This is a genomic window from Nocardioides panzhihuensis (assembly GCF_013408335.1).
Classification (GTDB): Bacteria; Actinomycetota; Actinomycetes; order Propionibacteriales; family Nocardioidaceae; genus Nocardioides; species Nocardioides panzhihuensis.
Genome location: NZ_JACBZR010000001.1, coordinates 2,979,754 through 3,003,377, shown reverse-complemented (window position 1 = coordinate 3,003,377; position 23,624 = coordinate 2,979,754). Strand labels below are relative to the sequence as shown.

General features: G+C 67.9%; 28 protein-coding genes, 1 other RNA gene and 1 pseudogene. 17 read left to right on the top strand and 13 right to left on the bottom strand.

What is annotated here, in order from left to right; all coding sequences use genetic code 11:
- Window positions 1-7: 7 nt before the first annotated feature.
- Genes BJ988_RS14270 through BJ988_RS14260 form a run of 3 tightly spaced genes read right to left on the bottom strand, consistent with a single transcriptional unit; the run spans window position 8 to window position 2,369 of the window.
- Window positions 8-340 carry a hypothetical protein gene (locus BJ988_RS14270; RefSeq protein WP_008357811.1) on the bottom strand — a complete coding sequence of 111 codons (333 nt, stop codon included), beginning with the start codon at window positions 338-340 and terminating at the stop codon, window positions 8-10.
- Window positions 337-1,497: an acyl-CoA dehydrogenase family protein gene (locus BJ988_RS14265; RefSeq protein WP_008357808.1), complete on the bottom strand. Its 1,161-nt coding sequence runs from the start codon at window positions 1,495-1,497 to the stop codon at window positions 337-339. The genes BJ988_RS14270 and BJ988_RS14265 overlap by 4 nt, the downstream gene beginning before the upstream one ends.
- A 20-nt stretch (window positions 1,498-1,517) precedes the next feature.
- Window positions 1,518-2,369 (bottom strand): 3-hydroxybutyryl-CoA dehydrogenase, encoded by an 852-nt coding sequence (locus BJ988_RS14260; protein WP_040755023.1) that lies wholly within the window; start codon window positions 2,367-2,369, stop codon window positions 1,518-1,520.
- A gap of 71 nt (window positions 2,370-2,440) precedes the next feature.
- On the opposite strand from BJ988_RS14260, the gene BJ988_RS14255 reads away from it, so the two are divergent.
- A complete protein-coding gene (locus tag BJ988_RS14255; RefSeq protein WP_008357805.1) occupies window positions 2,441-3,118 on the top strand; it encodes a TetR family transcriptional regulator in 678 nt (225 codons plus the stop codon).
- Between the two features lie 19 nt (window positions 3,119-3,137).
- On the opposite strand, the gene BJ988_RS14250 is transcribed toward BJ988_RS14255, so the two are convergent.
- Entirely contained in the window at window positions 3,138-3,611 is a 474-nt protein-coding gene (locus BJ988_RS14250; RefSeq protein WP_008357803.1) for a MaoC/PaaZ C-terminal domain-containing protein, read from the bottom strand.
- Window positions 3,612-3,881: 270 nt separating this feature from the next.
- On the opposite strand from BJ988_RS14250, the gene mobF reads away from it, so the two are divergent.
- Window positions 3,882-6,554 carry a MobF family relaxase gene (gene mobF / locus BJ988_RS14245; RefSeq protein ID WP_040755192.1) on the top strand — a complete coding sequence of 891 codons (2,673 nt, stop codon included), beginning with the start codon at window positions 3,882-3,884 and terminating at the stop codon, window positions 6,552-6,554.
- A 69-nt stretch (window positions 6,555-6,623) separates the two neighbouring features.
- On the opposite strand, the gene BJ988_RS30470 is transcribed toward mobF, so the two are convergent.
- A complete protein-coding gene (locus tag BJ988_RS30470) occupies window positions 6,624-6,998 on the bottom strand; it encodes a hypothetical protein (protein WP_050800652.1) in 375 nt (124 codons plus the stop codon).
- 120 nt (window positions 6,999-7,118) lie between these two features.
- Window positions 7,119-7,370: pseudogene (locus tag BJ988_RS31575) on the bottom strand (helix-turn-helix domain-containing protein); the annotation flags it as partial.
- A gap of 63 nt (window positions 7,371-7,433) precedes the next feature.
- On the opposite strand from BJ988_RS31575, the gene BJ988_RS14235 reads away from it, so the two are divergent.
- Both BJ988_RS14235 and BJ988_RS14230 read left to right on the top strand, forming a co-directional pair.
- Entirely contained in the window at window positions 7,434-7,661 is a 228-nt protein-coding gene (locus BJ988_RS14235; protein WP_008357797.1) for a helix-turn-helix transcriptional regulator, read from the top strand.
- 99 nt (window positions 7,662-7,760) lie between these two features.
- On the top strand, window positions 7,761-8,909 hold the full coding sequence (locus tag BJ988_RS14230; protein WP_008357796.1) for a tyrosine-type recombinase/integrase: 1,149 nt from the start codon (window positions 7,761-7,763) through the stop codon (window positions 8,907-8,909).
- Window positions 8,910-8,912: 3 nt separating this feature from the next.
- On the opposite strand, the gene BJ988_RS14225 is transcribed toward BJ988_RS14230, so the two are convergent.
- From BJ988_RS14225 to BJ988_RS14210, 4 genes are all read right to left on the bottom strand, one after another.
- Window positions 8,913-9,350 (bottom strand): PIN domain-containing protein, encoded by a 438-nt coding sequence (locus BJ988_RS14225; RefSeq protein WP_179658590.1) that lies wholly within the window; start codon window positions 9,348-9,350, stop codon window positions 8,913-8,915.
- A complete protein-coding gene (locus tag BJ988_RS14220) occupies window positions 9,347-9,646 on the bottom strand; it encodes a hypothetical protein (RefSeq protein WP_008357792.1) in 300 nt (99 codons plus the stop codon). Before BJ988_RS14220 ends, BJ988_RS14225 begins: the two co-directional genes overlap by 4 nt.
- A 170-nt stretch (window positions 9,647-9,816) precedes the next feature.
- Window positions 9,817-10,195: RNase P RNA component class A (gene rnpB / locus BJ988_RS14215), an RNA gene on the bottom strand.
- A gap of 15 nt (window positions 10,196-10,210) precedes the next feature.
- The gene (locus BJ988_RS14210; protein ID WP_179658589.1) at window positions 10,211-10,402 is read right to left on the bottom strand and encodes a DUF1918 domain-containing protein; all 192 of its coding nucleotides are present in this window, start codon (window positions 10,400-10,402) and stop codon (window positions 10,211-10,213) included.
- Window positions 10,403-10,489: 87 nt separating this feature from the next.
- Here BJ988_RS14210 and BJ988_RS14205 point away from each other — a divergent pair, with 87 nt between their 5' ends.
- From BJ988_RS14205 to BJ988_RS14195, 3 genes are all read left to right on the top strand, one after another.
- Window positions 10,490-10,930 (top strand): tetratricopeptide repeat protein, encoded by a 441-nt coding sequence (locus tag BJ988_RS14205; protein WP_218860863.1) that lies wholly within the window; start codon window positions 10,490-10,492, stop codon window positions 10,928-10,930.
- Between the two features lie 54 nt (window positions 10,931-10,984).
- Window positions 10,985-11,296 (top strand): 4a-hydroxytetrahydrobiopterin dehydratase, encoded by a 312-nt coding sequence (locus BJ988_RS14200; RefSeq protein ID WP_179658588.1) that lies wholly within the window; start codon window positions 10,985-10,987, stop codon window positions 11,294-11,296.
- A 67-nt stretch (window positions 11,297-11,363) separates the two neighbouring features.
- On the top strand, window positions 11,364-11,573 hold the full coding sequence (locus BJ988_RS14195) for a hypothetical protein (protein ID WP_179658587.1): 210 nt from the start codon (window positions 11,364-11,366) through the stop codon (window positions 11,571-11,573).
- 17 nt (window positions 11,574-11,590) lie between these two features.
- On the opposite strand, the gene BJ988_RS14190 is transcribed toward BJ988_RS14195, so the two are convergent.
- Complete coding sequence (locus BJ988_RS14190) at window positions 11,591-12,808, bottom strand: PQQ-dependent sugar dehydrogenase (RefSeq protein ID WP_179658586.1); 1,218 nt, start codon at window positions 12,806-12,808, stop codon at window positions 11,591-11,593.
- Window positions 12,809-12,957: 149 nt separating this feature from the next.
- Here BJ988_RS14190 and BJ988_RS14185 point away from each other — a divergent pair, with 149 nt between their 5' ends.
- Window positions 12,958-13,605 carry a potassium channel family protein gene (locus tag BJ988_RS14185; protein ID WP_179658585.1) on the top strand — a complete coding sequence of 216 codons (648 nt, stop codon included), beginning with the start codon at window positions 12,958-12,960 and terminating at the stop codon, window positions 13,603-13,605.
- 124 nt (window positions 13,606-13,729) lie between these two features.
- Here BJ988_RS14185 and panB read toward each other — a convergent pair whose 3' ends face one another.
- Both panB and BJ988_RS14175 read right to left on the bottom strand, forming a co-directional pair.
- Entirely contained in the window at window positions 13,730-14,602 is an 873-nt protein-coding gene (gene panB, locus BJ988_RS14180; RefSeq protein WP_179658584.1) for a 3-methyl-2-oxobutanoate hydroxymethyltransferase, read from the bottom strand.
- Between the two features lie 117 nt (window positions 14,603-14,719).
- Window positions 14,720-15,256 (bottom strand): GNAT family N-acetyltransferase, encoded by a 537-nt coding sequence (locus tag BJ988_RS14175; RefSeq protein ID WP_179658583.1) that lies wholly within the window; start codon window positions 15,254-15,256, stop codon window positions 14,720-14,722.
- A 54-nt stretch (window positions 15,257-15,310) separates the two neighbouring features.
- Between BJ988_RS14175 and BJ988_RS14170 the strand changes: the two genes are divergently transcribed.
- The 9 genes from BJ988_RS14170 (at window position 15,311) to glnA (ending at window position 23,529) form a co-directional block, all read left to right on the top strand.
- Window positions 15,311-15,832 (top strand): GNAT family N-acetyltransferase, encoded by a 522-nt coding sequence (locus BJ988_RS14170; protein ID WP_179658582.1) that lies wholly within the window; start codon window positions 15,311-15,313, stop codon window positions 15,830-15,832.
- Entirely contained in the window at window positions 15,825-16,424 is a 600-nt protein-coding gene (locus tag BJ988_RS14165; protein WP_343051610.1) for a GNAT family N-acetyltransferase, read from the top strand. The genes BJ988_RS14170 and BJ988_RS14165 overlap by 8 nt, the downstream gene beginning before the upstream one ends.
- Before the next feature lie 150 nt (window positions 16,425-16,574).
- On the top strand, window positions 16,575-17,642 hold the full coding sequence (locus tag BJ988_RS14160; protein WP_179658580.1) for a 3-keto-disaccharide hydrolase: 1,068 nt from the start codon (window positions 16,575-16,577) through the stop codon (window positions 17,640-17,642).
- 65 nt (window positions 17,643-17,707) lie between these two features.
- Entirely contained in the window at window positions 17,708-19,732 is a 2,025-nt protein-coding gene (locus BJ988_RS14155) for an NAD(+) synthase (RefSeq protein ID WP_179658579.1), read from the top strand.
- Window positions 19,733-19,761: 29 nt separating this feature from the next.
- The gene (locus tag BJ988_RS14150) at window positions 19,762-20,391 is read left to right on the top strand and encodes a maleylpyruvate isomerase family mycothiol-dependent enzyme (protein WP_179658578.1); all 630 of its coding nucleotides are present in this window, start codon (window positions 19,762-19,764) and stop codon (window positions 20,389-20,391) included.
- A 74-nt stretch (window positions 20,392-20,465) separates the two neighbouring features.
- Window positions 20,466-21,101, top strand: coding sequence for a SatD family protein (locus BJ988_RS14145; protein WP_179658577.1), 636 nt, complete (start codon window positions 20,466-20,468; stop codon window positions 21,099-21,101).
- Window positions 21,102-21,180: 79 nt separating this feature from the next.
- The gene (locus BJ988_RS14140) at window positions 21,181-21,930 is read left to right on the top strand and encodes a hypothetical protein (protein ID WP_179658576.1); all 750 of its coding nucleotides are present in this window, start codon (window positions 21,181-21,183) and stop codon (window positions 21,928-21,930) included.
- Between the two features lie 10 nt (window positions 21,931-21,940).
- Entirely contained in the window at window positions 21,941-22,132 is a 192-nt protein-coding gene (locus BJ988_RS14135) for a hypothetical protein (protein WP_179658575.1), read from the top strand.
- A 59-nt stretch (window positions 22,133-22,191) separates the two neighbouring features.
- Window positions 22,192-23,529, top strand: a complete 1,338-nt coding sequence (gene glnA, locus BJ988_RS14130) for a type I glutamate--ammonia ligase (protein ID WP_179658574.1) — start codon at window positions 22,192-22,194, stop codon at window positions 23,527-23,529.
- Window positions 23,530-23,624 lie beyond the last annotated feature (95 nt).

Genomic DNA, 23,624 nt, shown 5'->3' with positions numbered 1-23,624 from the left:
AGACAGGTTACGACAACGTAGTTGGACGTCCTGGGGCTCGGGAGCTACCTCCGGCCGGGCGGCCCTTCCGGGCGGGGTGGAACGAGCGGCGCCTGCGGTCCGCCTCGGCCTGGAGAAGCTCGTCGAAGGCAGCGACGCAGCGCGGGCATCGGTTGCCGAGGACAGTGGCGAAAGGAACCTCCCAGAACTTGAACCAGGTCAGCGCCGACTGGCCGCAGAGCGTCGTGATGGTCCCGGTCTTCTTGGCGTGGACCTCTGAGATGGGTACGTCGGTCGCCCGGCCGCCGACGTACCCAGGGTGCGAGAAGGCGGCAGTGGTGATGACGGTGGCGGTGCTCATGCGCTGAGTAGCTGGCGCGCCATCACGACGCGCTGGATCTGGTTGGTGCCTTCGTAGATCTGGGTGATCTTGGCGTCACGCATCATGCGTTCGAGCGGGAAGTCTTGGGTGTAGCCGGAGCCGCCGAGGAGCTGGACGGCATCGACGGTGATCTCCATCGCCGCGTCGCTGGCGAAGCACTTGGCGGCTGCGCCGAAGAAGCTCAGGTCGCTGGCGTCTCGCTCCGACTTGGCGGCGGCGACGTAGACGAGCTGGCGGGCGGCCTCGAGCTTCATGGCCATGTCGGCGAGCATGAACTGGATCCCCTGGAAGTCCGCGATGCGCTTGCCGAACTGCTGGCGTTCCTTGACGTAGTCGGTCGCGTGATCGAGGGCGCCTTGGGCGATACCGACGGCCTGGGCCGCGATGGTGATGCGGGTGTGGTCGAGGGTGCGGAGCGCGAGCTGGAGGCCGGTTCCGGGTTCGCCGATGATGCGGTCGCCGGGGAGGTAGACGGCGTCGAAGGTCAGCTCGCAGGTGGGGGAGCCCTTGATGCCGAGCTTCTTCTCGGGGGCGCCGATGGCGAATCCGTCGTCGCTCTTTTCCACGACGAAGGCGCTGATGTTGGAGCCGCGTCGTCCGTCGGGGTCGGTGACGGCGAGGACGGTGTAGTAGTCGGAGATGCCCGCGTTGCTGATCCATGACTTCTGGCCGCTGAGCACCCAGTGGTCGCCGTCCTGGACGGCACGGGTCTTCATGGACGCTGTGTCGGAGCCGGCCTCGCGCTCGGAGAGGGCGTAGGAGAACGTGGACTTTCCGGCCGCGAGCGGTGCCAGGTAGCGCTGCTTGATGTCCTCGGAGCCGGCGAGGATCAGCGGGAGGCTGCCGAGCTTGTTGACCGCCGGGATCAGTGACGAGGAGGCGCACGCACGCGCGATCTCCTCGATGACGATGCAGGTGGACAGGGCGTCAGCGCCGTCGCCGCCGTACGCCTCGGGCACGTGCGGTGCGTGGAGTCCGGAGGCGACAAGGGCGTCGTAGGCCTCGGTGGGGAACCTCGCGGCGGCGTCTACGTCGGCGGCGTAGGGGGCGATCTTGTTCGCAGCGAGCGAGCGTACGGCGTCGCGGAGGTCGTGGTGGTGGTCTGCGAGCTGAAGATAGGGAAAGTCGTCGGTCATGATGAGTCCTTGGGTGGGGTTCAGTAGTGGTAGAAGCCGCGGCCGGCCTTGCGGCCCAGCAGGCCGGCGTCGACCATGCGGGCCAGGAGCGGCGGCGGGGCGTAGAGCGGCTCCTTGAACTCCTCGTAGAGCGACTCGGCCACGGCCTTGGTCGTATCGAGGCCGATGAGGTCCGCGAGCGCCAGCGGCCCCTGGGGATGGGCGGCGCCGCGTACGAGGCCCTGGTCGATGTCCTCGGCGGTGGCGAACCCGGACTCGAGCATTCGGATCGCGGAGAGCACGAACGGGATCAGCAGTGCGTTGACCACGAATCCTGCGCGGTCCTGGGAGTCGATGGGGTGCTTGCCGAGGTCCTTCTCGACGAACTCCCGAGCCCGATCGGTGGTGGTCGGTGCGGTCAGCAGGCTGGGCACCAGCTCCACCAGCGAGAGGACCGGGACCGGGTTGAAGAAGTGGATCCCGAGCACCTGCGCCGGCCGCTGCGTGGCGACGGCGAGCTTCATGATCGGGATGGAGGAGGTGTTGGAGGCGAGCACGGCCTCGGGGTCGGTGACGATCGAGTCGAGCCGGGCGAACAGTGCCGTCTTGGCGGCTTCGTCCTCGATGATCGCCTCGATGACCAGGTCGCGGTCGGCGAGCGCCTCGAGGTCGCTGCCGACGGTGATGCGCTCCAGGATCTCGGCGACCCCGGTGATCTTCCCGCGCTCCTCCGCCCGCTCGAGGGAGGTCCGCAAGCGGTCGCGGCCGGCCTCGGCGGCAGCGGGGTTGGCGTCGATGAGGACGACGTTCTTGCCGGCGCGTGCGGCGACCTCGGCGATGCCTGCGCCCATCAGTCCTGCGCCGACGACGCCGATGTTGTTGAACCCGTTCATATGCACCCTTCCCTATATTGGTACGCCGTACCTTATCGACGGAACGGCGTACCATCAAGTAACTTCGAGTCATGACCGAGACGCCCCGACCCGCGACGACCAAGGAACGCCTGGTCGCTGCGGCGTACGAGCTGTTCGAAGAGCGAGGCTTCGACGCGACCAAGGCCGAGGACATCGCGCGGCGCGCCGGGGTGGGACGTACGACGTTCTTCCGGGCCTTCGGATCCAAGGACGACGTGATCTTCCCTGAGCACGACCTGCTGCTCGGCCGCATCGACGGACGTCTGGCCGCAGCGACCCCCGCCACGCGAACCGTCGCGCTGAGCGAGGCCGCCCGGGTCGTGCTGCGCCACTATGTGGCCGAAGGGGAGATGGCGCGCGCGCGGTATCGCCTCGTCGGTTCGGTGCCTGCTCTTCGCGCCAGGGAGACGGGCGGGATCCAGCAATATCAGCGAGTCTTCACGCGATGGCTCCGCGACTGGATGTCCGACCTACCCGACGGCCACCTTCGCGCCGAGCTCTTGGCCGCAGACCTCGTGACCGCACACAACTATGTGCTCCGGCGCTGGCTCCGCGACCAGACCTCCGACCCCGAAGGTGAGTTCGACCAGGCGATGCGGGTGGCTCTCGAGCGCTATCAGCCGGTTGGCCTCGAGTCCGCCTCGACGGTGGTTGTCCTGCGTACTACGGCCACCCCTGCTGCCATCCAGGCGCAGCTGCAGCCGCTGCTTGACGACGAAACGCCTTGACGGGCCGGGGCCAGGCGCGTCAGGAGGCAGGGCGTCGGCTCACCATGATCCCGATCGCGCCTTGCTGCAGGACAGTGCCGCCCTGGTTGAACATGGTCAGCTCTCGTTCGAGGATTCCGACGTTGCTCGATCTGGCGGCGCGAACATCGGTGATGCGAAGCGTGCAGTGGACGGTGTCACCGACGAAGATCGGGTGCTTGAAGGTCCAGCCGTTGATACCGAGGAGTGCGACCGAGCAACGCTCGAAGACGCCAAGGCGGGATACCAGCCCCATTGCGACCGACAGGCCCAGGACGCCGTGGGCGATGGGCTGACCGAACCGGCCGTGCTCGCTGTGCTGTGCGTCGGTGTGCACAGGATTGGTGTCCCAGCTCCACCCGGCGAAGGAGACGAGGTCGGTCTCTGTGATGGTCCTGCCCTGCGTACGGAACACCTGGCCGGCGGTGAAGTCCTCGAAGTACCAGTCGGCAGGCGAGGTTGTCTCGTGTGTCATCCGCCGAGCATGTCCGCCGACGGGCTGTCGGTGAAATCGAGCGTTCCGTCCGGCGGGATAACGCGTAAACACGACCCTGCTCGATCGCAACTCGATCCGAGCGCCTTCGACGGCAATTGACGGTGCTCGATGGTCTCGAGAAGTAGGCCTCAATGAGGGGGTGCATCCCTTCAAAACGGTCAGCACGCATGCTATGCATTTCCGAAGGAAAACCGATGATGACCTGCAGTTATGCGGTTGTCGATGGTTGGTGACGGAGGTGCGTCGGGCGTGCATGGTGGGGTGAAGTTCTACACCGGGCGTGCGGTCGATGCGCGGCGCTATGTGGAGGCGGACAGCTTCGGGGCTGACGACTACTACCTGGGCGAGGGCTCGGGGGTGGCCGACCGCTATGTCGTTTCTGGTCGCCTGGTCGGGCGGGCGCCGGCGATGGGTGCGGAGACGTACGAGAGGTGGGTCGGCGGCTTCGACGTCAAGACGGGAGAGGCGAAGGGACGGCCGCGTAAGGAGGGCGTGAAGTTCGTCGAGGTCACGGTGAACGGGCCGAAGTCGTGGTCGCTGGCCGCGGCGCTGCATCCCGATGTGTCATTGGAGTACGACACGGCTCAGCGACGCGCGGCGGAACAGATCCTGTCGTGGGTGGGGGAGCACGCGACGACGCGGGTGGGTCCGATGGGGCGACAGGTGCAGGTGCCGGTGGAGGAGCTGGAGGCGGCGGTGGTGACGCATCGTACGTCGCGGGCAGGGGACCCGCACTGGCATCTGCATCTCCAGGTCAATGCTCGCGTGTGGGCGGCGGGGAAGTGGCGGGGACTGCACACGGTCGGGTTCCGAGAGAGCATCGCGGCGATCAACGGGATCGGGCATGCGGCGGTGATGACCGATCCGGGGTTCAGAACGGCGCTGGCCGCGCACGGCTACCACCTGGATCCGGGGTCGGGCGAGATCGTCGAGCTCGAGGCGTACGGGGAGGCGTTCTCGGCGAGGTCGAAACAGATCGGGCACAACATCGATCGGTACGAGACCCAGTGGCGACGGGAGCATCCGGGAGAGGAACCGGGACCGAGACTTCGGCAGGCGTGGGACCGTCGGGCGTGGGCGGATGAGCGTCCGGACAAGGTGATGCCGACCTCAGGTAAGGCGTTGGAAGAGCACTGGTGCGACGAGCTCACCGAGCTGGGCTTCCGCGCACCTCGCCGTGCGGTCGAACTGCTGACACCGCGGTCCGGGATGCTCGATCGTGACGAGCTGGCGATCGAGGCACTGTGTCGGTTGGGCGCTCGTCGGTCGGCGTGGAGCCGGGCAGATTCTCGGGGCGAGGCTGAGCAGCTGATCGGAGAGAGCGGGCTTGTTGTGACCGCCGGCTTCCGAACCGAGCTCGCTGAGGACCTGACCGCTCGGATCGTCGCGGCCTCGGTGCCGCTACTCGGTCGGGAGGACGTGCCTGTCGACGTACGTGCGTTGACGTCGCCGCGGGTGGTGGCGGTCGAGCGGCATCTTGTTCGCCGCTTCACCGGCCGGGCTGAAGGGGCGGGGAAGCCTGTCGATCTGAGACGAGCACGACGCACGATCGCCGGGTTGGGACGCGACCAGACGGCGGCGGTGGCATGCCTCGCAGGCGGCGACCAGTTGGTGGTCGTCGAGGGCGCAGCAGGCGCGGGGAAGACGGCGGCGCTCGTGGCAGCGCGGAGGATTCAGGAGCTGCAGCGGCGGCGGATGCTGGTGGTCTCGCCGACGTTGAAGGGTGCCAAGGTTGCTGCTGGTCAGGTGGGCACGCCGGCGTATTCGGTGGCCTGGCTGCTGCGGCAACACGGCTTCCGATGGGACGACCAGGGGCATTGGCACCGTGTCGAGACGACACCGCACCGGGCGGCGTGGCTGCGCCGAGGTGATCTACTGGTGGTCGACGAGGCGGGCATGCTGGATCAGGACAGCGCGGTGGCGCTGGTGCAGATAGCCGACGTGACCGGAGCTCGCCTGGCGTTGGTCGGTGATCGGCATCAGCTGCCCGCGGTAGGTCGGGGTGGCGTACTCGATCTCGCCTGTCGCTACGCCAAAGACAGTCTTGTCGATCTGGACTCGGTGCGCCGGTTCGCGGACCCGGAGTATGCCGAGCTCAGCCTCCGGATGCGCGCCGGGCAGCGGCCGGACGCAGTCTTCGACCGGCTGCTCGCGCGTGGAGAGATCGTCGTACACGCCTCCGAGGTCGAACAGATCGCCGCGCTGGCCGACATCGCAGCGGACACCGAGGAAGGGGTCGCGGTGGTCGCCGATACCCGCGACCAGGTCGCCAGGATCAACGCCCTCGCCCACCGAGAACGGGCCGCTGCGTACGGCCCACTGGGCAGGTTCGGCACGAGGTCGGGGGAGCGGATCGAGGTCGGCGACCGAGTTGCGACCCGTCGCAACGACCCTGATGCGGACGTTGCGAACCGGGAGACCTGGACCGTATGCAAAGCCGACCGGAAGGGCGTCGTCCTCCGAGGCCAAGTCGATGGCCGGGCCGTCGGCCGCCGCGTGTCGTGGGACTATGCCCGAGAGCATCTCGAACTGGCCTACGCGACCACGACCTACGGCGTCCAGGGCGAGACCGTCTCGGTCGCCCACGTCGCGGTCGGCACCCACACGAGTGCCTCCTCCGCCTATGTCGGCATGACGCGGGGCCGCGACCGCAACGTCGCCCACATGGTCGCCGAATCAGTCGAGGAAGCCCGTAGCCAATGGGTCCAGGTCTTCAGTCGCGACCGCGCCGACCTCGGGCCTGCCCATGCAGCACAGCGGGCGGCCGAGGACATCGAACGCTACGGTCCGCGCGCGAGGCAGCGTGCGTCGGCCGGCCTCTACGGTTCGAGGGGCGCGGCGCGGCGACCGGTGGAGATGCCTGGACTCGATCAACCTGCCTCGACGTCAGGTTCGATGCGCGGTCCAACTGTCGGTATGTAGTCGAGGCTGGTGTTCGATCAATACCGAACACCGAACAGGCAGGCAATCATGCGCACAGCGCAGCCGGCGTTATCCCCACGGATGGCCGTTGAGGGGATCGACCCGACGCTTGCGGCGCCGCGTGGGCTTTTGAGGCTGTGGCGGCAACGCCTCGAATCTGCGGACCTCGGCATTCTCCGTACCGTCAGGGCCGAGAACGCGTGAGAAGGAGAAGTCGAAGATATCGACGGTCTTGGTGGGGGTCGCGTGAACGATCGCCGGGGTCCAGCAGGTCCGGATCTCCTCGGGCAGGTCGAGCTCGTCCCAGAGGTCGACGAGCAGAGCGCCATCGAGCCAGCGGAGCATCGCTTGGGGGAGTCCCCAGCGGATCAGGATCTCGTACGCCCGGGCACGATCGACCCGGTCGCTGAGGTCCCAGTCGATCTGGCTGGTGTGGTTGACCATGTCAGGAACGTGGAGAATGACGAAGCATGTGGGCGGACCCACGTTCCAGAGCATGCTCGGAACCCAAAACGGTTCGATGCCGGGCACTGAGCGTTCTTTGAAGTCGACGTGGGCCCGGACCGAGAGCTCGAGTCCGGTGGCGTGAAGGATCCGCTCGGCGACCTTGAGGGCCGGAGACTTCGCGCCGCGTTCGTACGCCGACAGGGTGGCCTGGGACGTGCCGGCCTGCTCGGCGAGCTCGGCCTGGGAGAGGCCGGCAACCCGTCGGGCCGCCTGAAGAAGTCTGGTTCCCTCGATCGGACCAGAATATCCGATCGGACCTGCACATTCGATCGGATCTAAATCAGGGGTCCGCTGGGGACCCCTGCACACCTACCTCCTGCACACGAGTGCCGCTGCCATCCGGGCAGCGGTCATCGATGACAGGAGATGAACATGACGACAAGTCAGATCCCGTTCTCGGAGCGGGACACCGAGGAGATCCTGACCTTCGCTGAGGCGGCGGAGATCCTGCGTACCTCGGAGAACACCCTGCGCTGGTGGCGCCAGTGCAAGACCGGGCCGAGGTTCTTCAAGATCGGCCGCCGGCTGGTGACCACCGTCGGCGACCTGCGCACCTTCATGCGCGATCAGCGCCGAGCCGCAACGCCGCTGATCCGGTGATCCCCAACAGGTAAGCGTCGTCTCGAACGACTGTTCGGGAGGGCGCCTACCCTGAGGGACATGGATAAGAACGCCAACCACGAGGAGAGTAGGTGAGTTATGGCCACGATCCGCAAGCACACCGCGAGATGGACGACCAAGGAAGGAGAGGTCAGGACCAAGGTCCGCTGGCGTGCGGTCTACGTCGACCGAGCCGGCGAGGAGCACGTCAAGCACTTCGACCGAAAGACAGAGGGTCAGGACTGGATCGACGAGCAGACCGCGGGCCTGGTCCGCGGCGACTGGGTCAACCCCGAGCTCGGTAAACAGACCTTCAAGGCGTACGCCGAAGCGTGGCGTGCACGCCAGGTCCATGCCGAGTCGACCAGAACGACCTTCGAGATCGCCCTCAACGCCCACATCTACCCGAAGATCGGTGACTGGCGGATCGACTCGATCCGGCAGGCCGACGTCCAGGAGCTGGTCGCCAAGTGGTCAGCCACCGCGGCGCCGACCACCGTGCACCTGCGCTACGGAGTGCTCGCCATCGTCATGAAGGCGGCCGCCAAGGAGCGAGTGCTCGCCGGCTCACCCTGTGAGGGCACCCGGCTGCCTCGCCTAGACCCGAAGTCGGCGCTGGTTCCTATCACCACTGACGTGGTCAAGGAGCTGAGCGAGATGATCTACCCGCGCTACAAGAACCTGATCACCGTCCTGGCCGGCACCGGGATGCGCCGCGGCGAGATCCTCGGGCTAACCGTGGACAGGGTGTCGACAGATTTCAACACCATCCGCGTCGACCGCCAGCTGCGCACGACCGAGCCGACCTGGAAGCCGCCGAAGACCCCGTCGAGCGTGCGAACCATGGCCGTGCCCGACATCGTGCTCGAGGCCATCGAGGACCAGAAGAAGACCTTCGGAATCCATGAGAGCGGTCTGATCTTCACCAACTCCTCGGGCAACCCGATCGGCAAGAGCACCCTGTGGATGGCCTGGAACACCGCCGCCAAGAAGGTCAAGACCGACGCGACACCGCACGACCTGCGACACTACTTCGCCTCGATGCACATCCGTGCCGGCACCTCGATCAAGGCGCTCCAGGCACTTCTTGGACACAAGAACGCAGCCGAGACCTGGGACACCTACGGACACCTGATCGGCGACGAGGATGAGACCGTCCGGGCGGTTCTCCAGGCAGCGCTCGGAGGTGGACCGGTGCTCAAGTCCGTTCCCGGCATCTCGGGTGATCCGTGGGCGGCAGGTTCTTAGCGCCTACCAGACGAAGGTGATGTGGTCCTCGCGCTGCAGCAGCTTGTCGGCGGTGACGATGTCGGCGCCGAGCTCGATCGCCGTCGCCAGAATGACACGGTCACCCGGGTCGTTCGGGCCCGTGTCGCGGGCAAGCGCGCCGGTTCCGAGGTGAGCGATGATCGCCGCGGACATATCGGCCACGGTGAAGACTGACTCGTCACTCGTGATCTCGGCGACGATCGCGTCGTGGAGCTCGGGGGAGATGTGGCCCTTGCGGGTCGCCGGCTTCTCGGCGGCATAGCGAAGCTCGAGAAGCGAGTACGCGCTGACATGCAACGGCTGTCCGGCATCGATGGCCTCGCGCATCCGGCTAGCTGCAACCTCGGAAAGCCGGGGGCTGTCGAGCACCCACCAGAGCACGGCATGCGTGTCGATGACCAGCGGCTTGAGATCGATCACCGGGTCCACTCGGACTCGGCTGTCATCTCCTCGCGAATCGCGCGGACGTCGTCAGTGCCGAAGTCGTCGGCGAGATGCGCAAGGTGCGCGAGCGCGCCGCGCTCGCCCGGGCGGCTGGAACCACGGCTCTGGTCGTGGATGGCTCGGCGTACGGAAAGGTGGACGACGTCCCCGGGCCGCGGTTCGTGCCCGAGCTGCGCGGCGATCTTGGCGGCTGATGCGTCGGTCAGCTGCAGGTGGCCGCGATCGGTGAACGTCGCGTCCACCTCAACCGGATCAAGCGCTGATTCGCTCATTGATCGCTCGCCCCTTTCGTCGCAGAAACCCAAGTCACTAGTGACCCTGATGAGTCTACGGGACCGAGGTCCGTCGAGGGTGTCACCGATCCTGTTTTACTTCTAGACCGGACAGTAACCGGACAGTAGAGCACCTTGAAAAGTAAAATACCAGGTCACGCCTATAAAAACGGACGGGCTGGCCTGTAAGCCGGGTTTTGTAATCGGCGACCATCCATCTCGGGCCATCGTTGCCGATGGCCTCTAGCAACCTACCCGCGCACTCGGGCGGACCGCCCTCTCAGTGAACTAACACCGTCGTACGCTGTCTGGTCTTGCTCCGGGTGGGGTTTACCTAGCTCCTCGTGTCACCACGAGGACTGGTGGGCTCTTACCCCACCGTTTCACCCTTACCGCTACCTGGTGGGTAGCGGCGGTCTGTTCTCTGTGGCACTGTCCCGCGGGTCACCCCGGGTGGCCGTTAGCCACCACCCTGTCCTGTGGAGCCCGGACTTTCCTCGATGTCTCCCCGCAACAGCAAGGAGACGACGCGATCGCCCGGCCAGCCCGTCCGCAATCAAAAGTCTAGTGGTCGGCGGGCTCGATGTGGGCATCTGGACCGGGGAAGACCAGCGACTCATGGTCGTTGTCGCTCCAGCGTACGAGGTAGGGAGGGCTGCCGTCGGAGTGGCTGACCTCGATGATCTCGGCCTCTCGTGTGTGGTCTCCGACGTGCTGGCCGAGGACCACAAGCTGGTCACCAACTGATGCGTGCATGCGTGTTCACCTCCTCACCGTCACAATGGTGCTCCCGTGGAGGTGTCGATGGAATACCGCGCGGGGGTATCATGTTCGGAGGGTGTGATGACGGAGAACGAAGAGTTCGAGTACGTAGCCCCTGCAGTTCGCCCCAGTATCGAACTCGGTCCGGGCCAGGCCGCGCACGAGGTGGCCTATCGGACGGCGCACGACCTGCTCTCGCGGCGCTTCCCCGTGGAGGCGCTGGAGGTCCTGGAGCCGGCGCTTGCCGACGACCCGGACAACATCGGGCTGCGGAGCATGCGGGCATGGGCGTACATGCTCCGGGCGCAGCTCGCCAAGGCCGAGGCCGAGCTTCGCTGGCTCGTCGAGCGCGACCCGAGCGACGCCTGGAGCCAGCATTCGCTGGGTCGGGTCCTGGAGCGCCAGGACCGTCTCGAGGACGCGCTCGGGCCGCTGCGCCTGGCTGCGGCGATGAGCGACGACTACGACCATCACGCAGCCGTCTACCGCGTAAGCAACCGGCTCGCGCAACGCCAGGAGTGAGGGTCGGCGGTGAGCCGCGTGACGCGTCGGCCACGGCGATGGCAGGGTGGGGGCATGGAACCTGACACCACGACCCTCACCGCCGAGCAGGTCGCCCAGGAGCAGCTCGAGGGCTGGACGTACGAGACGAGCGACGAGGCCGACAGCATCGTCGCCCGCGTGGAGACCGGCGACTTCGTCACCGGTCTCGCGCTCGTCAACGCGATCGGGGCGAAGGCCGAGGAGGCCAACCATCATCCCGACATCGACCTGCGCTACCCGTACGTCGAGATCCGGCTCACCAGCCACGATGCCGGCGGCGTCACCAGCCGCGACGTCGCGATGGCGAAGGTGATCAACGCGCTCTCGGCGGAGAGCACGCTCTGATCGCTCAGGTCCGTCACCTCGACGGAGTTGTCCACCCGAGCGTCTTCGAGAACGGTAAGTTGGCAGCATGAGCGACGAGCACGCAGGCGAGTACTACTACTGCCTCAAGCACAAGACCGTCGAGCCGTACGACGGCTGCAAGGCCAAGGACCGTCTCGGCCCCTACACCTCCCACGCCGAGGCCTCCATGGCGCTCGACAAGGTGCAGGAGAACAACGAGCGCTGGGACAAGGAAGACAAGGCCTGGGAGGGAGACGCCGGCACCGAGTCCGAGTGAGCCGACTGAGCTGACCCTCAGCGAGGGGTGACGCGGAGCAGGACGTCCGCGCCGCCGCCGTTGTCGGTGGTGACGAGGAGGTCGCCGTCGGCCGTCGACGAGACCGTACGCAGTCGCCCGTGGTCCCTCATGACCTCGGGCGACCGGTCGTCGGTGAGCTTCCCGGACTCGTCGAAGGCGAGGATCCGCAGCTCCTGGTCCTTGAGCACGGCGACCGCGAGCGCCCCGCCGAAGGCACCCCACCGGTCCTGGACCGGGATGAAGGTGCCGCCGCCGGTGGCGATGGTCGGGTTGCCGGACTCCCAGGCCGCCTCGATCTGCTCGCCGGGCAGGTCCTGGTCGGTCATCGGCACCGACTCGTCATAGCCGGCGCCGGGGTTCCAGCCGTAGTCACCGCCGAGGGTGATCTCGTTGACCTCGTCGTCGCGGTCCGGGCCGTGCTCCATCGACCAGACCGTGCCGTCTGCCCGCTCCGCCAGCCCTTGCACGTTGCGGTGGCCGAACGAGGTGATGTAGCGCCGCGGACCCTCGTCCCCGGCCCACGGGTTGCCCGGCCACGGCTCGCCGGTCTCCGGGTCGAGCCGGAGCGTCTTCCCGCCGAGTGAGTCGAGGCTGCGCGGGTTCTTCTCGTTCGCCGCGTCGCCGGTGCCGACCCACAGCGCCCCGTCGGCGCTGATCAGCAGTCGGCAGCCGCCATGTCGGCCGGACGATGTCGGGAGTCCGTCGATCAGGGTCCGCTCCGGGGTCGCCCGGGTCAGTCCGGCGTCGAGGGTCCAGGAGACGACGCGTACGTCCTCACCGTCGTTCCACCCCTGACAGGTGTAGATGCGCCGGCTCTGCTCGAAGGCCGGGTCGACCTCGAGGCCCATCAGGCCGGTCTCGCCGGAGACCCAGATGTCGCTGTCTTCGAGCGGGATCTCGCGCCGCTCTCCGTCCTCGACCAGAGAGAGGACCGCACGTTCGCGCTCGGTGACCAGGAACCGGCCGGCGCCGATGTCGGCGACGTCCCAGGGATGGTCGAGCTCGTCGTTGACGACCTGGACATCGAGCTCCGGGACGCGGTCGGAGGTCGGCAGCACCGCAGCCGGCGTCGACGAGGTCGCGCTGGCGGACGGGCTCGCCGAACCCGACGGATTCAGCGGCGGGGGAGTGGAGGCCGGATCGGAGTCTCCGGCGCAAGCGGCGGTCGAGAGCCCGAGAACGACGACGGAGGCGAGGGCCATGGCAGCGCGCATGGTGCTGACGCTACTGGCCACCGAAAGGTGCGACGGGACGTTTGCGCCGTACTACTGGTGGGTAACCGACCAGAATGTCCCGTCGTACCTCGCCGGGAGCGCGGGCTACGACGCCCGCGACCGGCTACGTTCTAAGGTGTGCGCTTGTGATGAAGGTCTTCTGGGCGATGCGCGACCATCCCTCCGCGGTGCTGCTGCTCGGCCAGGTCGTGGCGATCCTGGCCTATCCCTTCCTCGACGACTCCACCGCCGGCCGCGCTGTGCTGGGCGTGCTGCAGCTGTTGCTCCTGCTGGCGGCGGTCGCGGCCGTACGCCTCACCCCGGCCTTCTCCTGGGCCGCCTGCATCTTCGGCGGTCCGGCGATGATCTTCGCGGTGTGGGAGTCCGTCGCTCCCAACGAGGGCTGGGTGGTGCTGGCCTCGGCCTTCTTCCACGTCCCGTTCTACATGTTCGTCTCCTACGCGATGATCCGCTATCTCTTCCACGACGACGTGGTGACCCGTGACGAGCTCTTCGCGACCGGGGCCGCATTCACCGTGGTCGCCTGGGCCTTCGCCTACCTGTACGCCGCGGTCCAGGTGATCTGGCCGGGCTCGTTCGGTGATCACCGGCAGTGGTTCGACCTGCTCTATCTCTCGTTCACGACGCTGACCTCGGTGGGGCTCTCCGACATCGTCCCGGTGCTCCCGAACGCCCGCGCGGTCGTGATGATCGAGCAGATCGCGGGAGTCTTCTATGTCGCGATGGTGGTCGCTCGCCTGGTCGGCCTCGCGGCCGCCCGGGCCCGACGCTTCTAGGCGTCTGCGAACGAGCAGGTCATTTCGCGGCTCCCGATGGGAGCAGGATCCGAGAAGTGGTCAATCTGGGTCCGACGGTGAGCCGCCGGACGGCCCAGATTGACCACTCTGTCGGAGCAGATCCTCAGAAGGTGTGCTCGGGGCCGGGGAAGGTCGAGCCCTTGACGTCGGAGATGTAGGCCTCGGCGCCCTCGGAGAGGACCGACTTCACGTCGGCGTACTGCTTCACGAAGCGCGCCATCTTGCCGCTGCGCATCCCGAAGGCGTCCTGCCAGACCAGCACCTGGCCGTCGCAGTCAGGGCCGGCCCCGATCCCGATCGTGGGGATGTCGAGCTCCTTGGTGATCTGCGCGGCGACGTCGCCGGGGACCATCTCCATGACGACCGCGAACGCGCCGGCCTCCTGGACGGCCTTGGCGTCGTCGATGATCCGGTCGGAGGTGTCGCCGCGGCCCTGGACGCGGTAGCCGCCGAGCACGTGCTCGGACTGCGGGGTGAAGCCGATGTGGGCCATGACCGGGATGCCGCCCTCGGTCAGCTTCTTGATCACCGGCGCCATCTCGGCGCCGCCCTCGAGCTTCACGCAGTGCGCGCCGGCCTCCTTCATGAACCGCACCGCGGTCAGGTAGCCCTGCTCCGGCGAGGCCTGGTAGGAGCCGAACGGCAGGTCGCCGACGACCATCGCCCGCTTCACGCTGCGCGAGACGGCGCGGGTCAGGGGCAGCAGCTCGTCCACGGTCACCGGAAGCGACGTCTCGTTGCCGAGGACGTTGTTGGAGGCCGAATCACCGACGAGGAGCAGGTCGACCCCGGCCTCGTCGAAGATCTGGGCGGAGTACATGTCGTAGGAGGTCAGCATCGTGATCTTGTCGCCACGCTGCTTCATCTCGCGAAGATGATGCGTGCGCACCATGCGTACGGGCTTGGCCGGCGCGTTGCCGGCGGCTCCGGTCCCGTAAGGGGCGGTCTCCTCAGCAGAGGGGTTCGTGCTCATCATCGAGCCTTTCTGGTGTCATCTCGCAGCTCCCTGATGGAGTCCACGGACTATCTCCAGCGTAGGTCCAGATGATCTCGCCGCGCTGTGGCGGTGATCACGTTCATCGCCCGCACGCGGTCACAGCCGGTCGAAGGGCGCCGCGTAGGTGAACTTCCCGCGGACCGACGGGTCGTACGCCGCCAGCGGCCGTGCCTGGAAGTAGTCGCCCCACGCGGGGTCGGGCGCCTCGATCCCGAGCCCCGCGGCGGGTACGAAGCCGAAACGGCTGTAGTAGTCGGGGGAGCCGAGGAGCACGACGACCGGCTCGCCCAGCGCGTCGGCGGCGCCGAGGACCGCGTGCATCAGCGCCGAGCCGACACCGGCCCGCTGCTTGGTCGGCGAGACGCTCACCGGCCCGAGGCCGAGCGCGGTCCTGCCGGCGAGCTCACCACGCGTACACACCAAATGACCGACCACCTCGCCGTCCATCTCGGCGACCAGCGACAGCTCCGGGACCCAGCCGGCGTCCGCACGCAGCCACCCCACCAGCGTCGCCTCGCCGGGAGCCCCGTCGGCCTCGACCGATGGAGCGGAGTGCTCCACGTCGGTGAAGGCTGCGGCGGTGACCGCTCGGATATCGGCTACGTCCTCGGGACGTTCACGTCGGATCAGCACAGGTCCACGCTAAACGGAACGACAGCGGCGGCGCTCCTGGTTATCGTCGCGTCCATGCAGGTACGAGAGGCGACGGCAGGCGACCTGGCCGCGGTGATCCATGTCGGCGTGACGACCTGGCGGGCGACGTACCCGCCGATCACCGGCGAGGCGTACGTAGAGGACGGAATCGCGAGATGGTGGACCCCTGAGGCGGTGCTCCCGGGGATCGAGGCCAGACGGGTCCTCGTCGCCGAGGTCGACGACCAGGTGGTGGCGATGGCCGCCTACTCGCCCCTCGAGGACCATCTGATGCTCTGGAAGCTGTACGTCATCCCCGAAGCCCAGGGCTCCGGCGCGGGTCGCGCGCTGCTGACCGAGGTGATCGCCCGGGCCGGCGACCTCCCCGTGCGTCTCACTCACCTCGTGGGGAACGACCGGGCGCACGCCGTCTACGAGCGGTTCGGTTTCGTCGACACCGGCAAGATCTCCAGCCCTCTCGACGGGGGCCCGGAGGAGGTCGTGATGGAGCGTCCGGCCAACCGACCTCGAGGCGCGGCCGGGATCATGGCAGTGGATGATCAGTGCCGTGAGTGAGACAGATGCTGGTTGGTTCGCCGAGAAGCCCACGCTCGTCGGAAGCGCGGTCGTCCTGCGGCCGTTCGTCGACGGCGACGTCGACACGATGGCGCGGATCCTCGCCGACCCCGAGGTGCTGAGGCTGACCGGCTCGATCAACGGCGACGAAGAGGCCGAGGAGACCGACCCCGCGAGCGCGGTTCCGGACGATCAGCTGCGGGAGTGGTACGCGACCCGCAACGACCAGCCCGATCGACTCGACCTCGCAATCGTCGACCAGGGCACCGGAAAGCTCGTCGGCGAGGCGGTCGTCAACGAGGTCGACACCAGCAACCGCTCGGCGAACTTCCGCATCCTCATCGGACCCGACGGCCGCAACCGCGGCCTCGGCACCGAGGCCACGCAGCTGATCGTCGACCACTGCTTCCGCACCACGGTGCTGAACCGGATCGAGCTGTGCGTCTACGCGTTCAACCCCCGGGCGAAGCGCATCTACGAGAAGGCCGGGTTCAGCGTCGAGGGCGTCCAGCGCGAGGCGCTTCGCTACGACGACGGCTACGTCGACGCCATCGTCATGTCCCGTCTGCGTTCGGAGCATCTCGGCAGTTGAAGGCGCCGCCCGGGCTGCCAACCAAGCACCACTTTCGAAGATTGTCCGCGAAAGTCGTTCAGGAACGGTTGAAAGTCGGCGGCAGGCGGCACTAGCATCCGGCGTGACGCCCATCACAATCCATTCGGCGTCCCGACGTTCGGAGTCTCGATGTCTCACTCTCTCCCCTCACGCCGCACGCGGACCCGGCTCGCCGTCGGGTCGGCCGTCCTCGGGATCACCGCCCTGTGCCTGGGCGGCCCGATCGGAGCCGCCTCCGCGACTCCAGCCGGAGCGCCCTCGACGACCATGACCTGTGCGGCGCCCGACGCCCGCTCGAGCGTGGTCTTCCTCGATCTCGACAGCGGCGTGGCCAACAGCACCCTGAGCTCCGGCTGCACCATCAACGACGTCATCGACGACGAGCGGACGTGGCCGACTCACGGAGCCTTCGTGACGCACGTACGCAGCGTCACCGCCGAGCTGGTCGCCACCGGTGAGGTGACGCGGGCAGAGGCGAGCCGGCTGCAGTCCGCCGCCGCCCGCTCGCAGGTCGGGAAGGTCGAGGGGTACGACTGGCTCTTCGACGGCTCGGCCGACTCCTTCGACGACTGGGCGTACGCCGGCGACGGCGGGTTCGACCTGGTGTCGGACGGCACCATCCGCAGCCGTGCCGGAGCCGGCGGCGGGTTCGGGACCCTGTGGTATCCGGAGAAGGAGTACGGCGACTTCTCGCTGCGACTGCAGTTCCGCGACGACGCGCCCGGTGTGACCCGTGGGAACAGCGGCGTCCAGGTGCGCTTTCCCGAGCTGTGGGGCCCGGTCGAGGGCTGCCCGACCACGTTCAACGGTGGCGAGACCGGCAACCTCTCCTGGATCGCGGTCAACTGTGGCCACGAGATCCAGGTCAACGACTCGCCGGAGGGCGGCAGCAACGACCCCCGCAAGACCGGGTCGATCTACGGCTTCGCCGACCTCGACCTGGCTCAGGCGCGACCGACCCCGAAGGGCACCTGGAACGAGCTCGAGATCCGCGTCGTCGGGCAGCAGTACACCGTGATCCGCAACGGCGTCGTGATCAACGAGTTCGAGAACCTGCCCGGGCTGCCGTTCCCCGGTCGTCCGAACGACCCCGACTCCAGCAGCCGCGGGCTGACCGGTCACGTCGGGATCCAGGCGCACGGCAGCACCCCGGACGTGGTGTCCTACCGGAACGTCCGCATCCGCGAGCTGTCCTGAGGTCGTAAGCGGTTGGCGGCGGGCATCGGGTGGCCAGATGGCTGGTCGCGCCTAGACTCCGGGGTGTGGACTTCTACTCCGCCTACTCCCATGGATTCGCACGGGTCGCGGCGTGCACCATCCCGATCTCCGTCGCCGACCCGGTGGCCAACGCGCGCGAGGTGATCGCGCAGGCGCGCGAGTGCTCCGACGAGGGGGTCGCGGTCGCGGTCTTCCCGGAGCTGTGCCTCTCGGGCTACTCGATCGACGACCTCGTCCTGCAGCGGACCCTCCTCGATGCCGTACGCGCCGCGATCAGCGCGATCGTGGTGGCCTCCGAGGAGCTGCTGTCGGTGATCATCGTCGGCGCGCCGCTGCGCCACGGCGACCGGGTGCTCAACACCGCGGTCGTGATCCACGGCGGCGAGGTGCTGGGGGTGGTGCCCAAGACCCACCTCCCGAACTACCGCGAGTTCTACGAGAAGCGCTGGTACGGAACCGGCCACGGCACCGACGGCACCATCATGCTCGGCGGCGAGGAGGTGCCGCTCAGCAACGAGCTGCTCTTCCGGTGCACCGACGTCAAGGACCTCGTCTTCCACGTCGAGATCTGCGAGGACATGTGGGTCCCGGTGCCGCCGAGCGCCAAGGCCGCGCTGGCCGGGGCGACCGTGCTGCTCAACCTCTCCGCGAGCCCGGTCACCGTCGGGCGCTCCGACGCGCGCCGCCTGCTGGTGCAGTCGGCGAGTGCGCGGTGCGCTGCTGCGTACGTCTACACCGCCGCCGGACCGGGTGAGTCGACGACCGACCTGTCCTGGGACGGGCAGACGATGGTCTACGAGCTCGGCGAGCTGCTGGGGGAGACCGAGCGGTTCCCGGACGGGCCGCGGCGCACCGTGGTCGACGTCGACCTGGAGCGGATCCGCGCCGAGCGGATCCGGCAGAGCACCTTCGACGACAACCGCCGGTCCGAGGGCGCCTACCACTCCGAGATCGAGTTCGAGCTCAGCCCACCGCTCACCGGCGGCGGGCTGCAGCGCAAGGTCGACCGGTTCCCGTTCGTCCCCGACGACCCCGACAAGCTCGCGCTGGAGTGCTACGAGGCCTACAACATCCAGGTCTCGGGGCTCGAGAAGCGGCTCCAGTCGATCGGTCCGGACACCAAGATCGTCATCGGCGTCTCGGGCGGGCTCGACTCCACCCATGCGCTGATCGTCGCGGCCAAGGCGATGGAGCGGCTCGGTCGTCCGGCGAGCGACATCCTGGCGTTCACCATGCCCGGCTTCGCGACCTCCGACGACACCAAGTCGAACGCGATCAAGCTGATGGAGGCGCTCGGCACGACCTACGAGACGCTCGACATCCGGCCGACGGCGACCCAGATGCTCAAGGAGATCGGCCACCCGGCAGGCGACGGCGAGCCGGTCTACGACGTGACGTTCGAGAACGTCCAGGCGGGGCTGCGTACGGACTTCCTCTTCCGCATCGCCAACCAGCGCGGCGGCATCGTGCTCGGCACCGGCGACCTCTCCGAGCTCGCGCTCGGCTGGGCGACGTACGGGGTCGGCGACCAGATGTCGCACTACAACGTCAACGCCGGTGTGCCGAAGACCCTGATCCAGCACCTGATCCGCTGGGTGATCACGACCGAGCAGTTCGACGGCACGGCCGACCAGGTCCTCCAGGAGATCCTCGACCAGGAGATCTCGCCCGAGCTCGTGCCGGGGGAGGAGCTGCAGTCGACCGAGCAGAAGATCGGCCCGTACGCCCTGCAGGACTTCACCCTCTTCCACACCGTCCGCAACGGCTTCACGCCCTCGAAGATCGCCTACCTGGCCTGGAACGCCTGGCACGACGTCGAGGCCGGCGAGTGGCCGCCGGGGTTCCCGGAGGAGAAGCGGACGGCGTACGAGATGAAGGAGATCCGGACCTGGCTCGAGGTCTTCGTGAAGCGCTTCTTCGCCAACCAGTTCAAGCGCTCGGCGCTGCCCAACGGCCCCAAGGTCTCCAACGGCGGCACCATGTCGCCCCGCGGCGACTGGCGGATGCCCTCCGATGCCTCGCCGGCGGCCTGGCTCGCCGAGATCGAGGCGCGAGTCCCGGTGGAGTAGTCGACCCGAGCAGCGGTAGCGTCCGGGCCATGTCGTCCAAGAGTGTGGTCTGGCCCGTGGTGCACGCGGAACGCGAGGCGCTGATCCGGGATCTCGAGACCGTCGCCCCGGAGCAGTGGGCGACCCCGTCGCTGTGCGCGGGCTGGACCGTCCACGACGTGCTCGCCCACATGATCGACGTCGCCACGACCACCCGGCTCGGGTTCGTACGCCGCATGGTCGCCGCTCGCGGCGACTTCGACCGCGACAACCAGACCGGCGTCGACCGGGGGCGTGCGCAGGACCCGACCGACACGCTGGCGGCGTTCCGGCGGGTCGCCGGACTGACCGCGACCCCGCCTGCTCCGCTCGCCACCCGCCTCGTCGAGGAGTTCGCCCACGGCGAGGACATCCGGCGGCCGCTGGGTCTCCATCGCGACTATCCGGTCGAGCACGTCGTGACGGCGCTGGGCTACCTGGCCAAGACCTCGCAGAGCTGGGGCGGCGGCAAGGAGCGAGCCCAGGGCGTACGTCTCCTCGCCACCGACGCCGACACGGCGATCGGGGACGGCCCGGAGGTGCGGGGGACCGCGATCGCGCTCGTGCTGGCGCTGTCCGGTCGTCCGGTGGGGCGGGGCGAGCTCACGGGGCCGGGGGCGGCCGTGATGACCGCTTCTTGACGCTGGGTTTTGCTTCACTTCCGCAGAATGAAGCTCATGTCTTCATCCGGTGAGAATGAAGGTATGATCTTCAGATGACCGCTGTAGCGACCGTCATCGGTGACCTCGTGGGCTCACGCACGACGTCCGACCGTGGGCAGGTCCATGAGGCGTTCGCCGACCACATCGAGGTGATCAACCGGGAGTGGCGGCCGGTCACGCCGCTGCGGATCACCGTGGGTGACGAGTTCCAGGGGGCCTTCGAGACGGTGGGAGCCGCGATTCAGGCGGCGTTCAGGCTGCGGATCGCGCTCGCCCCGGTCGTGGACATCCGTCACGGCATCGGCTGGGGCGAGACGAGCGTGCTCCGCGACGATCCTCGGGTCGAGGACGGGGAGGGCTGGTGGGTGGCGCGGGCTGCGATCGAGACGGCGGAGGACGCCGAGAGCAAGGCAGCCTCGCGCAGCGTACGGACCTGGTATCAGCCTGCGGAGGGGGCGGGCGGGCCGGATCCGGCTGCCGTCAACGCCGCGCTGATCTCGCGCGACGAGCTCTTCTCCCGCCTGGATCCGTCCTCGGTGTCGGTGCTTTCTGGCATGCTCTCCGCCATGTCTCAGAAGGCCATCGCCGCCGAGCTCGACATCACCCCCTCCGCGGTCTCCCAGCGCATCCGTCGCGACGGGATCGCCGTGATCGTGCGTGCCGATGAGCTTCTTGGAGGTGTCCGATGAGCGAGCGCAGGCGAGCGAGCAATCAGGTCATCATGCCGTCGCGTCCGTATCCTGGCGCTTGCGCTACGGAGGCGGCGGCATGAGTTGGATCGCCCTGCTGCTGATCGGAGTCGGCACGGTCGACTTCGCCCACTCCCTCCTGGACCCGCTCAAGCGGATCCGCTGGGTGCCCGAGGCGATCGGGGCGGTGGCGGTGATCGCCTTCGGCCTGCTCGCGGCCCTCTTCGGGGGTGACCTGGCGGCGGTGATCGTGATCGCCGGGATCGCCGTGCTGTGGGGCTTCCTGGCCCACCCGCCGCAAGGCGTCGACAAGAACCCTCGCCCCGGGGTCCCGTTGGCGCTGCTGGGCGTGGCGGTGTTCCTCGGGATCCTGCTGGCCCCGGTGGCCGGCGAGGTCGCCGGCCCGGTCGCCGCCTGGGCGGAGCAGGCGCCCTGGGTCTGGGTCGAGGCGGCGCGTCCCGAGGCGGTGCTGCTCGCCTTCGGTGGACTGCTGGTCCAGATCTCGACGGGCAACGTCGTGGTGCAGCTGGTCCTCGACGTCACCAAGGTCGCCAACCCGCTCGATGGTGTCGCCGGCAACAATCTCAAGGGCGGCCGGATCCTGGGGCCGCTCGAGCGGTTGACGATCTTCGGGCTCGGTCTCACCGGCAGTCTCGCCGCGGCTGGTCTGGTGGTTGCGGCGAAGAGCCTGATCCGCTGGCCCGAGCTGCAGTCGTTCCGCGCCGAGAGCGAGGGGCCGAGCATCAACGACGTGACCGAGTACTTCCTGGTCGGCAGCTTCGTCTCCTGGATGACCGCGCTGGTGACCCTCGCCCTGGTCATCACCTAGATTTCGTGTCATGACTGTCGGTAAGGCCATCGGGCTCGTCCTCGCAGCGGTGCTTCTCTTGGCCGGAGGAGCACTGGCGCTGACCGGCATGGGCTACCTCGGGGAAGGCGGCACGAGCACCGCCTGGTCGGTCATCGGGGCGGCGCTGGCAGGCTTCGGCGTGGCCCTGGTGATCTCCGTCTTCCGGGGTGCCGGACGCTGAGCCCGGACTGAGTAGGCGTGGCGATTCCGGCTGTCAGGCCAGAGCGTTAGTGTTCACGCATGGGCAAGCAACAGGACTTCGTGCTCCGGGCACTCGAAGAGCGGGACGTACGTTTCGTGCGACTGTGGTTCACCGACGTGCTCGGCTATCTGAAGTCGGTCGCGGTGGCTCCGGCCGAGCTCGAGAGCGCCTTCGCCGAGGGCATCGGCTTCGACGGCAGCGCGATCGAGGGGTTCGCCCGGGTGACCGAAGCCGACATGCTGGCGCTGCCGGATCCGAGCACGTTCCAGATCCTGCCGTGGCGTACGGACGGCCCGTCCACCGGGCGGATGTTCTGCGACATCGTGATGCCCGACGGGTCGCCGTCCTATGCGGACCCGCGCTATGTGCTCAAGCGGACCCTGTCGAACGCCGCGGAGAAGGGCTTCACCTTCTACACGCACCCCGAGATCGAGTTCTACCTCTTCAAGGACAAGCCGGTCGGTGGCGCCGAGCCGGTCCCGGTCGACTCCAGCGGATACTTCGACCACACCGCCCAGTCGATGGGCGCCGACTTCCGGCGTGAGGCGATCACGATGCTGGAGGCGATGGGGATCTCGGTGGAGTACAGCCACCACGAGGGCGGCCCGGGCCAGAACGAGATCGACCTGCGCTACGCCGACGCGCTCAGCACCGCCGACAACATCATGACCTTCCGCACGGTCGTCCGCGAGGTCGCGCTGAGCCAGGGCATCTGGGCGAGCTTCATGCCCAAGCCGTTCACCGAGCACCCGGGCTCGGGCATGCACACCCACGTGAGCCTGTTCGAGGGCGATGCCAACGCCTTCTACGAGCCGGGGGCCGAATACCAGCTCTCCAAGACCGGCCGCAGCTTCATCGGCGGCGTGCTGCGGCACGCCCCGGAGATCACCGCGGTCACCAACCAGTGGGTCAACTCCTACAAGCGCCTGATCGGCGGGGGAGAGGCACCGGCTCACGTCGCCTGGGGCCACAACAACCGCTCCGCGCTGGTCCGGGTGCCGATGTACAAGCCGCTCAAGGGCCAGTCGACCCGGATCGAGGTCAGGACCCTGGACGCCGCCTGCAACCCCTACCTCGCCTTCGCCGTGATCCTGGCGGCGGGCATGAAGGGGATCGAGGAGGGCTACGAGCTGCCTCGCGAGGCGGAGGACGACGTGTGGGCGCTCACCGAGCGTGAGCGCAAGAGCCTCGGCATCGACCCGCTGCCGGAGAACCTCGACGAGGCGATCGGGATGGCTGAAGACTCCGAGCTTCTCGCCGAGACGCTCGGCGAGCACGTCTTCGACTTCTTCCTGCGCAACAAGCGCGCCGAGTGGGCCGCCTACCGCGAACAGGTGACCGACTTCGAGCGCGCCAGGATGCTGCCGGTCATCTGAGCCCAGATCCGCGGCTCCTCGCGGATTCGGGCGAAAGAAGTTGCGCCGACAACCTCTTTAGGGGGCGATTCCACACTTCCGATCCGGTGCTGCCA

Excerpts from the sequence above, each read along its gene's own strand:
- BJ988_RS14170 (WP_179658582.1), top strand. The coding sequence starts at position 15,311 with ATGCAGGTACGAGAGGCGACGGCAGGCGACCTGGCCGCGGTGATCCAT.
- BJ988_RS14205 (WP_218860863.1), top strand. The coding sequence starts at position 10,490 with ATGACGGAGAACGAAGAGTTCGAGTACGTAGCCCCTGCAGTTCGCCCC.
- BJ988_RS14195 (WP_179658587.1), top strand. The coding sequence starts at position 11,364 with ATGAGCGACGAGCACGCAGGCGAGTACTACTACTGCCTCAAGCACAAG.
- BJ988_RS14150 (WP_179658578.1), top strand. The coding sequence starts at position 19,762 with ATGTCGTCCAAGAGTGTGGTCTGGCCCGTGGTGCACGCGGAACGCGAG.
- BJ988_RS14260 (WP_040755023.1), bottom strand. The coding sequence starts at position 2,369 with ATGAACGGGTTCAACAACATCGGCGTCGTCGGCGCAGGACTGATGGGC.
- BJ988_RS14220 (WP_008357792.1), bottom strand. The coding sequence starts at position 9,646 with ATGAGCGAATCAGCGCTTGATCCGGTTGAGGTGGACGCGACGTTCACC.
- glnA (WP_179658574.1), top strand. The coding sequence starts at position 22,192 with ATGGGCAAGCAACAGGACTTCGTGCTCCGGGCACTCGAAGAGCGGGAC.
- BJ988_RS14250 (WP_008357803.1), bottom strand. The coding sequence starts at position 3,611 with ATGACACACGAGACAACCTCGCCTGCCGACTGGTACTTCGAGGACTTC.
- BJ988_RS14135 (WP_179658575.1), top strand. The coding sequence starts at position 21,941 with ATGACTGTCGGTAAGGCCATCGGGCTCGTCCTCGCAGCGGTGCTTCTC.
- BJ988_RS14200 (WP_179658588.1), top strand. The coding sequence starts at position 10,985 with ATGGAACCTGACACCACGACCCTCACCGCCGAGCAGGTCGCCCAGGAG.
- BJ988_RS14210 (WP_179658589.1), bottom strand. The coding sequence starts at position 10,402 with ATGCACGCATCAGTTGGTGACCAGCTTGTGGTCCTCGGCCAGCACGTC.
- BJ988_RS14185 (WP_179658585.1), top strand. The coding sequence starts at position 12,958 with ATGAAGGTCTTCTGGGCGATGCGCGACCATCCCTCCGCGGTGCTGCTG.
- panB (WP_179658584.1), bottom strand. The coding sequence starts at position 14,602 with ATGATGAGCACGAACCCCTCTGCTGAGGAGACCGCCCCTTACGGGACC.
- BJ988_RS30470 (WP_050800652.1), bottom strand. The coding sequence starts at position 6,998 with ATGGTCAACCACACCAGCCAGATCGACTGGGACCTCAGCGACCGGGTC.
- BJ988_RS14235 (WP_008357797.1), top strand. The coding sequence starts at position 7,434 with ATGACGACAAGTCAGATCCCGTTCTCGGAGCGGGACACCGAGGAGATC.
- BJ988_RS14145 (WP_179658577.1), top strand. The coding sequence starts at position 20,466 with ATGACCGCTGTAGCGACCGTCATCGGTGACCTCGTGGGCTCACGCACG.
- BJ988_RS14255 (WP_008357805.1), top strand. The coding sequence starts at position 2,441 with ATGACCGAGACGCCCCGACCCGCGACGACCAAGGAACGCCTGGTCGCT.
- BJ988_RS14160 (WP_179658580.1), top strand. The coding sequence starts at position 16,575 with ATGTCTCACTCTCTCCCCTCACGCCGCACGCGGACCCGGCTCGCCGTC.
- BJ988_RS14270 (WP_008357811.1), bottom strand. The coding sequence starts at position 340 with ATGAGCACCGCCACCGTCATCACCACTGCCGCCTTCTCGCACCCTGGG.
- BJ988_RS14230 (WP_008357796.1), top strand. The coding sequence starts at position 7,761 with ATGGCCACGATCCGCAAGCACACCGCGAGATGGACGACCAAGGAAGGA.
- BJ988_RS14190 (WP_179658586.1), bottom strand. The coding sequence starts at position 12,808 with ATGCGCGCTGCCATGGCCCTCGCCTCCGTCGTCGTTCTCGGGCTCTCG.
- BJ988_RS14140 (WP_179658576.1), top strand. The coding sequence starts at position 21,181 with ATGAGTTGGATCGCCCTGCTGCTGATCGGAGTCGGCACGGTCGACTTC.
- BJ988_RS14265 (WP_008357808.1), bottom strand. The coding sequence starts at position 1,497 with ATGACCGACGACTTTCCCTATCTTCAGCTCGCAGACCACCACCACGAC.